Consider the following 12,731-nt stretch of genomic DNA (forward strand, 5'->3'; position numbering starts at 1 on the left):
CCGCTCAGGCCTTGGCGCCGCCGCGGAGGAAGTTGATCACAGCCGAGTAATCCTCGCCGCCGTGGCCGGCAGACTGGAACAGGCCGTAGATCTGCGCCGCCTCGGCCCCGAGCGGGGTCGCGGCGCCGGACGCGAGCGCCGCCTGCTGCGAGAGGCGCAGGTCCTTCAGCATCAGCTCCGTCGCGAAGCCCGGCTTGTAGCCGTTATTCGCCGCGCTCGTCGGCACCGGCCCGGGCACGGGGCAATGCGTCGTCAGCGCCCAGCACGAGCCGGAGGACGTGGAGGCGACGTCGAACAGAGCCTGGTGGGAGAGGCCGAGCTTCTCGGCCAGCACGAAGGCCTCCGAGATGCCGATCATCGTGATGCCGAGGATCATGTTGTTGCAGATCTTCGCGGCCTGGCCGGCCCCGGCATCGCCGCAATGGACGACGCGGCGGCCCATCAAGGCCAGCACCGCCTCGCCGATCGCAAAGGCCTTCACGGTGCCGCCCACCATGAAGGTCAGGGTCGCGCCCTTCGCCCCGACCGTGCCGCCCGAGACCGGCGCATCGAGCGAGTCCAGGTTGAACTCCGCCGCGATCGCATGGGCGCGGCGGGCGCTCTCGACGTCGATCGTCGAGCAGTCGACGATGAGGGCTCCCTTCGGGATGGAGGGGGCGATCTCGGACCAGACGCCGATCACATGCTTGCCGGCCGGCAGCATCGTGACGACGATCTCGGCATCGCGGACGCTCTCGACCGCGGAACCCGCAATGGAGATCCCCTCGGCCCTGGCGGCGTCGCACGAGGCGGCGACGAGGTCGAAGCCGGTCACCCGGTGGCCTGCCTTGACGAGGTTGGCGGCCATCGGGCCACCCATGTTGCCGAGACCGATAAACGCGATGTTGGACAAGCGCTCTCTCCCCCATTCCGTTTGACAGAATGGCTATGCAGGACCACCTTTCGCGGCGTGATCCTCTCCTTCGCCGACAAAGACACCGAGAACCTGTTCGGTGACAAGCGGGTTCGGCGTTTCTCGGCGATCGAGCGGATCGCAAGGCGAAAGCTGCTGTTCCTCCATCGGGCCGCCCGCCTCGACGACCTGCGGGTGCCACCCGGCAACCGCCTCGAGGCGTTGAAGGGAGATCGCGCGGGACAGCATTCGATCCGCATCAACGACCAGTGGCGGATCTGCTTCGTTTGGTCGCCCGAGGGAGCACGCGATGTCGAAATCGTCGACTATCACTGAGAGCGAGGGCGCATTGCTGGACCCGATTTCTCCCGGCGAGATCCTGCTCGAAGACTTCATGAAGCCGCTCGGCATCAGCCAGAACCGGCTCGCGCGGGACCTCGACGTGCCGGTCAGCCGCATCGCCGGCATCGTCAGGGGCGAGCGCGCCATCACGGCCGATACCGCCCTGCGGCTGGGACAATACTTCGGAACGAGCGCGGATGTCTGGCTCGGCCTGCAGATGGAGTTCGACCTCCGGCTGGCGCGCCGATCCCGAGGCGCCGAGATCGAGGCCAGGGTGCCCGTCCTGGCAGCGTGATGCGCGAGGTCGAGTCCAGCGCCGTGAAGGCCGTCGATCATGACGCACGACGGCGCGAGTTGACCGTGACGTTCGCGAGCGGCGCGCGCTATGCTTATTCCGGCGTGACCGAGGAGACGTACGAGGCCCTTCTCCGGGCGGAATCGGTCGGCCGTTTCGTGAACCTGGAGATCAAGCCGCGCTTCCCGGCGAGGCGCCTCAGCGGCCGATCAGGCTCCGGGCCACGATCAGCCGCATGATCTCGTTCGTGCCCTCCAGGATCTGGTGGACCCGGAGATCGCGCACGATCTTCTCGACGCCGTATTCCGACAGGTAGCCGTAGCCGCCATGCAGCTGGAGCGACTGGTTGGCGACCTCGAACCCGACATCGGTCGCAAAGCGCTTCGCCATCGCGCAGAGCCGCGTGGTGTTCGGGTCCCGGCGATCATAGGCGGCCGCGGCCGAATAGAGAAAGGTGCGCGCGGCCTCGAGCTCGGTCGCCATGTCGGCGAGCCGGAACTGCAGCGCCTGGAACTCGTCGAGCCGCTTCCCGAAGGCCTTGCGCTCGCGCATGTAGGCGAGCGCCTTGTCGAGCGCGGCCTGGGCGCCGCCGAGCGAGCAGGCCCCGATGTTCAGGCGGCCGCCGTCGAGCCCCGCCATGGCGATCTTGAAGCCGATCCCCTCGTCGCCAAGTCGGTTGGCGACGGGCACGCGGCAATCCTCGAACGCGACGAGCCGCGTCGGCTGCGCGTTCCAGCCCATCTTGCGCTCGTTCGCGCCGAGCGAGATGCCGGGTGTGTCGCCGGGCACGATCAGGGTCGAGATGCCGGACGGCCCCTCGCCCCCGGTCCGCACCATCGTGACGTAGATGTCGCCCGCGCCTGCGCCCGAGATGAACTGCTTGGAGCCGTTCAGGACGTAGTGGTCGCCGTCCCGGCGCGCCGTCGTGCGGAGCGCTGCCGCATCCGATCCGGAGCCCGGCTCCGTGAGGGCGTAGCTCGCGAGCAGCTCCATCGTGCAGAGGCGCGGCAGCCATTCCTGGCGCTGCTCCTCGCTGCCGAAGGAATCGATCATCCACGAGGCCATGTTGTGGATGGAGATGAAGGCCGAGGTGGTCGGGCAGCCCGTCGACAGCGCCTCGAAGATCAGCGCCGCGTCCAGACGCGTCAGCCCCGAGCCGCCGACATCCTCCCGCACATAGACGCCCCCCATCCCGAGCGCCGCCGCCTCGCGCATGACGTCGACCGGAAAGTGCTTCTTCTCGTCCCATTCGAGCGCGAAGGGCGCGATCCTCTCGGCCGCGAAATCGCGCGCCATGTCGCGGATGGCGATCTGGTCTTCGGGGAGCGTGAAGAGGGTCATCTGATCTCCGAAAGAGACGTTGCGTACTCGGCGGCCGGTGTCCCTCCGAGCGTCCGCAACAATCTCTTGTCAGCCGTCACCATCGTCACGCCGAGTGAACGCGCAAGGGCGAGGTAGCAGAAATCGTAGATCGGGTGAGCGTGTTCGACCGCCCAGGCCAATGCCTGCGGCAGGAGCGGATCGACCGGGTGCCACTTGGTGATGCTCCGCTCGATCCCGGCCAGCGCGGATGTTGCCTGCTCCTCCGAGATCATCCCCTTGGTGATGTTCTTCCAGAGAGCATTGGTGAGTTCGGACTTGAGCAGCTCCGGGGCGTGGAACGTCCCCGTACTGCCGAGCAATCTCTCTGCGGCGTCGCTGTCGGCCTCCGAGACGAACCACTTCACGGCGACGCTCGCGTCGACAACGAGCGCCCGCATCAGTCGAGCCCCTCACGGATTTCCTCGAGCGTCAGTGAGGGCGCAATGCCCTCCTGCATGCTCCGGACGGCGCGGGAATATGCGACCCGCTCCTCGGGCGTGAACGGCTTGTTTCGCTCGAGGAGGTTGCGGAGCTCCTGCTCGAGCGAGATGCCCTTGATCTTCGCCTTCTGCCGGTAGCTCTCGACAGTGTCCTCGTCGAGATTTCGGATCAGGACCTGAGCCATGGCGAACCATCTCTGCTATCAGAACAGATAGCATGGCGTCGCGGCCGCGTCGAGACGGCCGGATCGCCTCGGCTCCGGGATCGGCGATGTGCTAAGCGGGGGAAAAGCCGGCCAGGCTCGGACCGGCTGACAAGACACGAGGAAACGGATGGCCGTCGGGGATTACACGCTGGCCGACATGGTGGCCGCGGGCGCGCGCAGCTTCGGCGAGCGTCCCTGGCTGGTCACCGAGGAGGGCCGGCTGACGCACCGGGACTGCCTCGCCCGGATGGAGCGGGCGGCCCGTCGCCTCGCCGGAGCGGGGGTCGGACGCGGCGACCGGATCGCGCTCCTGGCCCAGAACCGGGCGGAGCATCTCGACCTCCTCTTCGCGGCCGCGCGGCTCGGCGCGATCCTGGTCGAGGTGAACTGGCGCCTCAGCCCGGACGAGATCGCGCATGTGCTGGCCGATACGACGCCGCGGGTCGTGGTGGCCGAGCCGGCCTATGCCGAAACGCTCGCCGCCCTGCGCGAAAACCTCGCGGTCGAGACCTGGTGGAGCCTCGACGAGGCGGCGGACGGCATGCCGGGCTGGGCGGACGTCGCGGAGGCTGCGCTTCCCGAGACCCGGCCGGAGGCCGATGACGGCGTGCTGGTGATCCACACGGCGGCCGTCGCCGGAAAGGCGCGGGGCGCCCTCCTCACCCACCGCAACCTCGTCGCGGCGGGAGTACAGCACGCCGCCGCCTGGTCGCTGACGCCGTCCGACGTCGGCCTGATCCTTCTCCCCCTCTTCCACATCAGCGGCCTCGGCCAGGCGCTCGCCGTGCAGGCGGCGGGCGGCGCGAGCGTGCTCATGCGCCGCTTCGATCCGGAGGAGGCCTGCGCGGCCATCGCGCGCGAGCGGGCGACGCTGTTCTTCGAGTTCGCCCCGATGCTCGGCCAGATCCTCGACCGCAAGGAGGCCGGCGGGCACGACCTCTCGAGCCTGCGGGTCATCTGGGGGCTGGACAGCGCGGAGACCATCGCCCGCTTCGAGAGCGCCTGCCCGCAGGCGCAGTTCCATGTCGGCTACGGCCAGTCGGAGACGGCCGGCCTCGTCACGCTCGGCGCCGCTCGCGAACGCCCGGGATCGGCAGGACGCCCGATGGCTCTCTCGGCCGTGTCGATCGTGGACGAGGAGGACCGGCCGGTCCCGAGCGGCGAGGTCGGCGAGATCTCGGTGCGCGGTCCCGTGGTGTTCCGCGGCTACTGGAACCTCCCCGAGGACACCGCCTACACGTTCCGGGGCGGGTGGCACCATACGGGCGACATGGGCCGCTTCGACCAGGACGGCTTCCTCGTCTATGCCGGCCGCTCGCCCGCCAAGGAGCTGATCAAGTCCGGCGGGGAGAATGTCTATCCGGCCGAAGTCGAGGCCGCCATCCGGGCGCATCCCGCCATCGCCGAGGTCTCCGTCATCGGGGTGCCGGATCCGCAATGGCACGAGGCCGTGAAGGCCGTCTGCGTCCTGCGCCCGGGGGCGTCGGCGGAGGCGGCCGAGATCATCGCCTTCGTGGGCGAGCGCCTCGCCCGCTACAAGCGCCCGAAGCAGGTCGAATTCGTGCCCGAGATGCCGCGCGCCGCCTCCGGGGCCATCGATCGCGCCGCCGTCAAGGCGAGGCACGGCGGGCCCGGCTGAGCCGCCCCCGGGGGCGGCCTGCCCCCGCCCATAAGGGATCGCCCTGATCCCCGCCGTTGATCCAGATCAAGGCTCCGCCCGCCCCGTCGTGAGCACAAGCGCCGCTACCTTCGGAGGGCCGGCGCAGGCGGATCATGACCAGAGCGGCGACAAACAATTACCTGAATCCGGCCGAGATGGGCCTCGTCGGCGTCCTCGCCGCCGCGTTCCTGTTCTGCACGCTGGCGGCCGCGCGCGCGGTCGATGCGGGCTTCGGCTTCCATGCCGGCCTGTTCGCGCTGGCGAGCGTGGCGGCGATCGTCGCCATCATCGAGCGCGCCCGGCATGGCACGGGCGAGCCGATACCGGCCGAGATCAATGGCAAGCCGAACTACAATCTCGGCGTCGTGAAGTTCGGCGTCATCGCCGCCATGGTGTGGGGCATCGCGGGCTTCCTGGTCGGCGTCATCATCGCCTTCCAGCTCTGGGCCCCGGCCCTGAACCTCGATCTGCAATGGACGAGCTTCGGCCGCCTGCGGCCGCTGCACACCTCGGCGGTGATCTTCGCCTTCGGGGGCAACGTCCTCATCGCGACCTCCTTCTACGTCGTGCAGAAGACCTGCCGCGTGCGGCTCGCGGGCGACCTTGCGCCCTGGTTCGTCATGCTCGGCTACAACCTCTTCATCGTGATCGCCGGCACGGGCTATCTCCTCGGCATCACCCAGTCGAAGGAATATGCCGAGCCCGAATGGTACGCCGACCTGTGGCTGACGATCGTCTGGGTCGTGTATCTGCTCGTCTTCCTCGCCACCATCTGGAAGCGCCGCGAACCGCACATCTTCGTCGCGAACTGGTTCTACCTCGCCTTCATCGTCACGATTGCGATGCTGCACATCGTGAACAACCTGGCGCTGCCGGTTTCCGTCTTCGGCTCGAAGTCCTACCCGATCTTCTCGGGCGTGCAGGATGCCCTGATCCAGTGGTGGTACGGCCACAACGCGGTCGGCTTCTTCCTCACCGCCGGCTTCCTGGCCATCATGTACTACTTCATCCCGAAGCGGGCTGATCGTCCGGTCTATTCGTACCGCCTGTCGATCATCCACTTCTGGGCCCTGATCTTCATGTATATCTGGGCGGGCCCGCACCACCTGCACTACACCGCCCTGCCCGACTGGGCGCAGACCCTCGGCATGACCTTCTCGATCATGCTGTGGATGCCGTCCTGGGGCGGCATGATCAACGGGCTGATGACCCTCTCGGGCGCCTGGGACAAGCTTCGCACCGACCCCGTGCTGCGCCTCATGGTCGTGTCGCTCGCCTTCTACGGCATGGCGACCTTCGAGGGCCCGATGATGTCCATCAAGGCCGTCAACTCGCTCTCCCACTACACCGACTGGACCATCGGGCACGTCCATTCCGGCGCGCTCGGCTGGGTCGCCTACATCTCCTTCGGGGCGATCTACTGCCTGGTTCCCTGGCTCTGGAACCGCCGCGAGCTGTATTCGCTCAAGCTCGTCGAGTGGCACTTCTGGGTCTCGACCCTCGGCATCGTCCTCTACATCTCGTCGATGTGGGTCGCCGGGATCATGCAGGGCCTGATGTGGCGCGCCTACAACGCGCTCGGCTTCCTCGAATACTCGTTCGTGGAGACCGTCGAGGCGATGCAGCCCTACTATCTGGTGCGGGCCCTGGGGGGCGTCCTGTTCCTCATCGGCGGGCTGATCATGGCCTACAACGTGGTCATGACCATCCGCGGCCGCGAGGAGGAAGTCGCCCTCCGGCCGATCGAGCCGGTCCTCCAGCCCCGCCTCGTCCCGGCCGAGTAATTCGGCCGGACTTCTCCCTCACTGACGGAAGCAGAAGCTCGCCATGAGCAGCGCAAACGCAATCTGGAAGAAGCACGAGTTCTTCGAGAAGCACTCGATCATTCTTCTGATCGGCATCCTGATCGTCGTCTCGATCGGCGGCATCATCGAGATCGCACCGCTCTTCTACCTGAAGAGCACGGTCGAGAAGGTGGCCGGCATGCGGCCCTACACGCCGCTCGAGCTCGCCGGCCGCAACATCTACATCCGCGAAGGCTGCTATCTCTGCCACAGCCAGATGATCCGCCCGATGCGGGACGAGGTCGAGCGCTACGGCCATTACTCGCTCGCGGCCGAGAGCATGTACGACCATCCCTTCCAGTGGGGTTCCAAGCGCACCGGCCCGGACCTCGCGCGCGTCGGCGGCAAGTATTCGGACGAGTGGCACCGCGAGCACCTGAAGGATCCGCGCTCGGTCGTGCCGACCTCCATCATGCCGGCCTATCCGTTCCTCACGAAGCCGCTCGACACCGGCAGCATCGTGGCGGACCTGAAGGCGAACCAGCGGCTCGGCGTCCCCTACACGGACGACATGATCCTGAAGGCGCGCGCCGACCTGCTCGCCCAGGCCAATCCGGACGACCCGTCCCTCGACGAGTTGCAGAAGCGCTATCCCGGCGCGGTCGCGCGCGATGCCGGCCCGGCCCGGCAGCAGCCGACCGAGCTCGACGCCCTCGTGGCCTACCTGCAGGTCCTCGGCACGATGGTGGATTTCAAGCTCTACGACGCCAAGAAGGACCTGAGGTGACGCCATGAACTACGAGTTCGCCTCGAGCTTCGCCCAGACGAGCGGTCTTCTCTACTTCGTCGGCATGTTCTGCGCGGTGCTGCTCTACGCGCTGTGGCCCCGCAACCGGGCGCGCTTCGACGCCGCGTCCCGCATGCCCCTCACCGAGGAGTAAGTCCCGTGGCAGAGTCTGCCCTCAAGTCGCCGGACGATTCCGGCGAAACCACCGGCCACGAATGGGACGGCATCCGGGAACTGAACAACCCGCTGCCGCGCTGGTGGCTCTACAGCCTCTATGCGACGATCATCTGGGCCTTCGGCTATTGGGTCGCCTACCCGGCCTGGCCCCTGGTCTCGAACTATACGACGGGGTTGCTGGGCTATTCGCAGCGCGAGCTCGTCCTGGAGGACGTCGCGAAGGCGCGCGAGGCGCGGGCCGCCCGCGGGCAGGCGCAGATCGAGAGCGCGTCCTGGGAGGAGATCCGGAAGGATCCGAACCTGCTCAACCTCGCGCTCGCGACCGGCAAGGCCGCCTTCGGCGACAATTGCGCCGGCTGCCACGGCACCTCCGCGACCGGCCGCACCGGCTATCCGAACCTGCAGGACGACGAGTGGCTCTGGGGCGGCACGCTGCCGGAGATCGAGAAGACGATCCGGTTCGGCGCCCGCACCACGCATCCCGAGAGCCATGCGGGCGAGATGATGGCCTTCGGCCGCGACGGCATCCTGAAGCGGGAGGAGATCCGCTCGGTCGCGAACTACGTCCTGTCGCTCTCGGGCAAGGAGTTCGATGCCGAGCTCGACCTCGGCAAGGGCGCGGCCACCTATGCCCAGAACTGCGCCGCGTGCCATGGCGACAACGCGAAGGGCAACCGCGAGGTCGGCGCGCCCGACCTGACCGATCCGATCTGGCTCTACGGCTCCTCGCCCGAGCAGGTCATCGCGACCATCACCAATGGCCGCAAGGGCGTGATGCCGGCCTGGGAAGGGCGGCTCGACGAGGCCACGATCCGCTCGCTGGCCGTGTACGTCCACAGCCTCGGCGGAGGGCGGTAAGGGGAACCCCGTAGCCGCCGCTTGAGCCAGATCAACCAGCGCAGACGCCGCCCTTGGTAGGGCGGCGTTCTCGTTTCCGCGGTCATGCGGCTGGACAGGTTTGATGGCGCTCGCCGAACACGCGCAACGGACAGGATCGGTCACCGTTCTCGAAGGCCGCCGCAAGGTGATGCGGCCTGCCTCCGAGCGGCCGGCCGCCACCGAGGGCCAGCTCTACGCCTCGCGGGTGAAGATCCACCCGGCCGGAGTCCGCGGCAAGTTCAGGACGGCCAAGTGGGCGATCCTGGCGCTCGCGATGGTGGTCTATTACGGCCTGCCCTTCCTGCGCTGGGACCGCGGGGCGGGCCAGCCCGATCAGGCGGTGCTGCTCGATCTCGACAAGGGCCGGTTCTACTTCTTCTTCATCGAGCTCTGGCCGCAGGACGTCACCTACGTGATGGGCCTCCTGATCCTGGCGGCGCTGATCCTCTTCGCCATGAACGCGGTCGCGGGCCGCGTCTGGTGCGGGTACTTCTGCCCGCAGACCGTCTGGACCGATCTCTTCATGGCGGTCGAGCGCCTGATCGAGGGCGACCGGCGCGCCCGGATGAAGCTCGACGCCGCCCCGATGAGCCTCGAGAAGTTCACGCTGCGGCTCCTCAAGCATTCGTCCTGGCTGATGATCGCCTGGTGGACCGGAGGCGCCTGGGTCCTCTACTTCGCGGACGCGCCCACCCTCGTGGTGCAGCTTGCGACCTTCAGCGCGCCGCCCGTCGCCTATGCGGCCATCCTCGTCCTGACGGGCACCACCTACCTGCTGGCGGGCCACATGCGCGAGCAGGTCTGCACCTATATGTGCCCCTGGCCGCGCATCCAGGGTGCGCTGACCGACAAGCATTCCCTCGCGATCACCTACCGGTACGACCGCGGCGAGCCGCGCGTCGCGGCCAAGAAGGCAGACGCCCTTCGTGCCGCGGGCCAGCCGGCCGGCGATTGCGTCGACTGCTTCCAGTGCGTGACGGCCTGCCCGGCCGGCATCGACATCCGCGACGGGCTGCAGATGGAGTGCATCCAGTGCGGGCTCTGCGCCGATGCCTGCAACACCGTGATGCTGAAGCTCGGCCGCCCCGAGGGCCTGATCGCCTACGACACCGACGCGAATTGCCAGGCGCGGGCCGCCGGAAAGCCCGCGATCCTGAAGCCGCTGCGGGTCCGGACGCTGCTCTACGCCGCCATGATCGCGGGCGTGGGCGGGACGATGCTCTACAACCTCGTGACCCGCGACCTGACCGGGCTCAGCGTCCTCCACGACCGCAACCCGATCTTCGTGACGCTCGCCGACGGCTCGATCCGCAACGGCTATACGCTGCGCGTCCTCAACAAGCGGCCGATCGAGCGCGTCTTCACGCTTGCCGTCGAGAGCCGGCTGCCCATGCGCGCGGAGGTCGTCGGCGCCTCGGGCCACAGCCTCCGTGTCCCTTCGGACTCCACCCAGGAGTTCCGGGTCCTCGTCTTCTCCCCCGCCGGCACGAAGCTGGAGAAGTCGACCGAGCTCACCTTCGTCATCAGCGATCCGACCACAGGCGACCGCGCGATGGCCGAAGACCATTTCAAGGCGCCCTGACGATGAGCACCGAGACGCTGAACGCCCCCACGGCGGGCTTCCGCCTCACCGGCCGCAAGGTCTTCCTGATCTTCGCGGCCTTCTTCGGCACGATCGCGGCCGCGGATACCTTCCTGATCACCTCGGCGATCCGGACCTGGTCGGGCCTCGAGGAGCGTTCGCCCTATGCGGCCGGCAAGCGCTACAACGCCGAGCTGAACGTCGCCCGCGAGCAGGATGCGCGCGGCTGGACGGTCGATCTCGACACGAGGCGGACCGGCGGCGACGGCCTGTCCCTCACCGTGCGGGGCCGCGATCGCGACGGCGCCCCGCTCGGCGGCCTCGCGGCGCGCGTGTCGGTCGAGCGGCCCACCGACAAGCGCCTCGATCGCGCGGCCCATCTCACCGAGACCGCGCCCGGCACGTACCTCGCCGTCATCGACCACGTCCCGCCCGGCCAATGGGACATCGTGGTCGACCTGAGCCAGGGCGGCGAGCGCCTGCACCGGCGGCGGTCGCGCCTTCTCCTGCCCTGAGCGGCACCACCGGAACCGGTCCAGACATCATGTGCTGCGGCGACAACGCCCTCGCCTATCTCGAAGCCCATGCCGCTTGGCATGACGGCTCGAAGCGCCTCTCCGAACGCGACCTTTCCGGCTTCGTCCAGGCGCAGCCCGACGGCACGTCGCGGGCCGAATTCGCCGTGGAAGGCGTGCGCTGCGCCGGCTGCATGGCGACCATCGAGCGCCAGGTCGCATCGCTCCCGGGCGTGAGCCTCGCGCGGCTGAATTTTTCCGAGCGACGCCTCGCCGTGACCTGGTCCGCCGGGCAGGCCGCGGATCCCGGAGCCGTGATCGCGAAGCTCGACGGGCTCGGCTACGGCGCGCAGCCCTTCGATCCCCGCCGGGCGGACGAGCCCGAGAAGGCCGAGCTCCGCCGCCTGATCCGGGCACTCGCGGTCGCGGGCTTTGCGTCGATGAACGTGATGCTCCTCGCCGTCTCGGTCTGGGCCGGCAACGTGTCCGACATGACGGCCGAGAACCGCGACTTCTTCCACTGGCTGCAGGCGCTCGTCGCACTCCCGGCCGTCGCCTATGCCGGCCAGCCCTTCTTCCAGGGCGCGATCCGCGGCCTCCGGGCGGGCCGGGTCACCATGGACTTCCCGATCGCGCTCGGCGTGGTCGCGACGCTCGTCATGTCGGTCTTCGAGACCGCGACGGGGGCGCATCACGCCTATTTCGACGGCGCCGTGATGCTGCTCTTCTTCCTGCTCATCGGGCGGGTGCTCGACCAGATGATGCGGCGCAAGACCCGGACGCTGGCCGAGAACCTCGCCGCGCTCCGCCGCGAGAGCGCCGGCCGCGTGGACGAGACCGGCAAGGTCACGGAGGTGCCGGTCGCGAGCCTTGCGCCGGGCGATCTCGTCCTCGTCCGCCCGGGCGAACGGATGCCCGTCGACGGCATCGTCGAGCGCGGCTCCTCGCAGGCGGATCTCAGCCTCGTCACGGGGGAGACCGCACCCGTCCCGCTGGCGGCCGGCGGCCGCGTCTATGCGGGCGCGCTGAACTTCGACGGCGCGATCACGGTGCGCGTCACGGCGGCCGCGAAGGGCACCTTCCTGGATGAGGTCGAGGCCCTGATGGGCCGCGCGCTCGATGCCCGCTCGCGCATCCTGGATCTGGCGAGCCAGGCCACCCGCCTCTACGTCCCGACCGTCCATGTGGCCGCCGCCCTGACGCTGCTCGGCTGGGTGCTCGCGGGTGGCGGCTGGCATGCCGCGATCCTGAACGCGGTCGCGGTCCTCATCATCACCTGCCCCTGCGCGCTCGGCCTCGCGATCCCGGCCGTGCAGGTGGCGGCGGCGGGCCTCCTGTTCCGGGACGGCATCCTGCTCGCCTCGGGCGATGCGCTGGAGCGCTATGCGGCGGTGGACACGATCGTGTTCGACAAGACCGGCACCCTGACGCTGCCCGAGCCGCGGCTCGCGGAAGGCGCCGTGGTGGATCCCGCGATGCTCGAGATGGCGGCGCGGCTCGCGCTCTCCAGCCGTCACCCGATGGCCTCCGCGCTGTCGGAACTCGCGCAGGACCGGACCCCGATCTCCGGCGCGGAAGAGGCGGCCGGCCTCGGCGTGCGCGCCACCCTGGACGGCGCGGAACTGCGGCTCGGCTCGCCCGCCTTCTGTTCGGCCGGGCGCGAGGCCGAGGCCGTGCTGGCCCGCCACCCGGACGCATCCGTGATCTGCATCCGCCTCGGCGATCGCGCGCCCGTCGCCCTGCCGAGCCACCAGACGCTCCGCCCGGACGCGAGGGCGACGATCGCGGCCCTCCAGCGGGACGGCTACCG

15 protein-coding genes are annotated in these 12,731 nt (G+C 68.9%); 11 read left to right on the plus strand and 4 right to left on the minus strand.

The annotated features are described in order from the left end of the window. Positions 1-4: 4 nt before the first annotated feature. Positions 5-892, minus strand: coding sequence for a 3-hydroxyisobutyrate dehydrogenase (gene mmsB, locus ACO2SS_RS26875; RefSeq protein WP_423280939.1), 888 nt, complete (start codon positions 890-892; stop codon positions 5-7). Positions 893-949: 57 nt separating this feature from the next. Here mmsB and ACO2SS_RS26880 point away from each other — a divergent pair, with 57 nt between their 5' ends. From ACO2SS_RS26880 to ACO2SS_RS26890, 3 genes are read left to right on the plus strand one after another with little or no spacing between them, the layout of a single operon-like run. Further along, positions 950-1,228, plus strand: coding sequence for a type II toxin-antitoxin system RelE/ParE family toxin (locus tag ACO2SS_RS26880; RefSeq protein WP_423280940.1), 279 nt, complete (start codon positions 950-952; stop codon positions 1,226-1,228). After that, positions 1,203-1,529 (plus strand): HigA family addiction module antitoxin, encoded by a 327-nt coding sequence (locus ACO2SS_RS26885; protein WP_423280941.1) that lies wholly within the window; start codon positions 1,203-1,205, stop codon positions 1,527-1,529. Before ACO2SS_RS26880 ends, ACO2SS_RS26885 begins: the two co-directional genes overlap by 26 nt. Beyond that, positions 1,529-1,768: a KTSC domain-containing protein gene (locus ACO2SS_RS26890; protein WP_423280942.1), complete on the plus strand. Its 240-nt coding sequence runs from the start codon at positions 1,529-1,531 to the stop codon at positions 1,766-1,768. The genes ACO2SS_RS26885 and ACO2SS_RS26890 overlap by 1 nt, the downstream gene beginning before the upstream one ends. Here ACO2SS_RS26890 and ACO2SS_RS26895 read toward each other — a convergent pair. The 3 genes from ACO2SS_RS26895 to ACO2SS_RS26905 are packed head-to-tail and all read right to left on the minus strand — an operon-like array spanning position 1,728 to position 3,516. Further along, positions 1,728-2,870 carry an isobutyryl-CoA dehydrogenase gene (locus tag ACO2SS_RS26895; protein WP_423280943.1) on the minus strand — a complete coding sequence of 381 codons (1,143 nt, stop codon included), beginning with the start codon at positions 2,868-2,870 and terminating at the stop codon, positions 1,728-1,730. The genes ACO2SS_RS26890 and ACO2SS_RS26895 overlap by 41 nt on opposite strands. Beyond that, on the minus strand, positions 2,867-3,289 hold the full coding sequence (locus tag ACO2SS_RS26900) for a type II toxin-antitoxin system VapC family toxin (protein ID WP_423280944.1): 423 nt from the start codon (positions 3,287-3,289) through the stop codon (positions 2,867-2,869). The genes ACO2SS_RS26895 and ACO2SS_RS26900 overlap by 4 nt, the downstream gene beginning before the upstream one ends. Next, on the minus strand, positions 3,289-3,516 hold the full coding sequence (locus ACO2SS_RS26905; RefSeq protein ID WP_423280945.1) for a FitA-like ribbon-helix-helix domain-containing protein: 228 nt from the start codon (positions 3,514-3,516) through the stop codon (positions 3,289-3,291). The genes ACO2SS_RS26900 and ACO2SS_RS26905 overlap by 1 nt, the downstream gene beginning before the upstream one ends. 148 nt (positions 3,517-3,664) lie before the next feature. On the opposite strand from ACO2SS_RS26905, the gene ACO2SS_RS26910 reads away from it, so the two are divergent. The 8 genes from ACO2SS_RS26910 to ACO2SS_RS26945 all read left to right on the plus strand — a co-directional run. Then, positions 3,665-5,176, plus strand: coding sequence for an AMP-binding protein (locus tag ACO2SS_RS26910; RefSeq protein ID WP_423280946.1), 1,512 nt, complete (start codon positions 3,665-3,667; stop codon positions 5,174-5,176). A 176-nt stretch (positions 5,177-5,352) separates the two neighbouring features. After that, positions 5,353-6,981, plus strand: a complete 1,629-nt coding sequence (ccoN, locus tag ACO2SS_RS26915; protein ID WP_423280953.1) for a cytochrome-c oxidase, cbb3-type subunit I — start codon at positions 5,353-5,355, stop codon at positions 6,979-6,981. Between the two features lie 43 nt (positions 6,982-7,024). Beyond that, positions 7,025-7,768: a cytochrome-c oxidase, cbb3-type subunit II gene (ccoO, locus tag ACO2SS_RS26920; protein WP_423280947.1), complete on the plus strand. Its 744-nt coding sequence runs from the start codon at positions 7,025-7,027 to the stop codon at positions 7,766-7,768. Between the two features lie 4 nt (positions 7,769-7,772). Continuing rightward, entirely contained in the window at positions 7,773-7,922 is a 150-nt protein-coding gene (locus ACO2SS_RS26925; RefSeq protein ID WP_423280948.1) for a cbb3-type cytochrome c oxidase subunit 3, read from the plus strand. A gap of 5 nt (positions 7,923-7,927) precedes the next feature. Further along, positions 7,928-8,803, plus strand: a complete 876-nt coding sequence (ccoP, locus tag ACO2SS_RS26930) for a cytochrome-c oxidase, cbb3-type subunit III (RefSeq protein ID WP_423280949.1) — start codon at positions 7,928-7,930, stop codon at positions 8,801-8,803. A 103-nt stretch (positions 8,804-8,906) separates the two neighbouring features. Continuing rightward, on the plus strand, positions 8,907-10,406 hold the full coding sequence (ccoG, locus tag ACO2SS_RS26935; protein ID WP_423280950.1) for a cytochrome c oxidase accessory protein CcoG: 1,500 nt from the start codon (positions 8,907-8,909) through the stop codon (positions 10,404-10,406). A 2-nt stretch (positions 10,407-10,408) separates the two neighbouring features. Next, positions 10,409-10,921 carry a FixH family protein gene (locus ACO2SS_RS26940; protein WP_423280951.1) on the plus strand — a complete coding sequence of 171 codons (513 nt, stop codon included), beginning with the start codon at positions 10,409-10,411 and terminating at the stop codon, positions 10,919-10,921. A gap of 29 nt (positions 10,922-10,950) precedes the next feature. Further along, a partial coding sequence (locus ACO2SS_RS26945; RefSeq protein WP_423280952.1) for a heavy metal translocating P-type ATPase occupies positions 10,951-12,731 on the plus strand: 1,781 nt, incomplete at its 3' end.

This window comes from Enterovirga sp. CN4-39 (assembly GCF_049446235.1).
Taxonomy (GTDB): Bacteria; Pseudomonadota; Alphaproteobacteria; order Rhizobiales; family Beijerinckiaceae; genus Enterovirga.

Coding starts and splice junctions, on each gene's coding strand:
- ccoO (WP_423280947.1), top strand. CDS start 7,025: ATGAGCAGCGCAAACGCAATCTGGAAGAAGCACGAGTTCTTCGAGAAG.
- ccoG (WP_423280950.1), top strand. CDS start 8,907: ATGGCGCTCGCCGAACACGCGCAACGGACAGGATCGGTCACCGTTCTC.
- ACO2SS_RS26905 (WP_423280945.1), bottom strand. CDS start 3,516: ATGGCTCAGGTCCTGATCCGAAATCTCGACGAGGACACTGTCGAGAGC.
- ACO2SS_RS26900 (WP_423280944.1), bottom strand. CDS start 3,289: ATGCGGGCGCTCGTTGTCGACGCGAGCGTCGCCGTGAAGTGGTTCGTC.
- ccoN (WP_423280953.1), top strand. CDS start 5,353: ATGGGCCTCGTCGGCGTCCTCGCCGCCGCGTTCCTGTTCTGCACGCTG.
- ACO2SS_RS26910 (WP_423280946.1), top strand. CDS start 3,665: ATGGCCGTCGGGGATTACACGCTGGCCGACATGGTGGCCGCGGGCGCG.
- ACO2SS_RS26890 (WP_423280942.1), top strand. CDS start 1,529: ATGCGCGAGGTCGAGTCCAGCGCCGTGAAGGCCGTCGATCATGACGCA.
- ACO2SS_RS26940 (WP_423280951.1), top strand. CDS start 10,409: ATGAGCACCGAGACGCTGAACGCCCCCACGGCGGGCTTCCGCCTCACC.
- ACO2SS_RS26925 (WP_423280948.1), top strand. CDS start 7,773: ATGAACTACGAGTTCGCCTCGAGCTTCGCCCAGACGAGCGGTCTTCTC.
- ACO2SS_RS26885 (WP_423280941.1), top strand. CDS start 1,203: ATGTCGAAATCGTCGACTATCACTGAGAGCGAGGGCGCATTGCTGGAC.
- ACO2SS_RS26895 (WP_423280943.1), bottom strand. CDS start 2,870: ATGACCCTCTTCACGCTCCCCGAAGACCAGATCGCCATCCGCGACATG.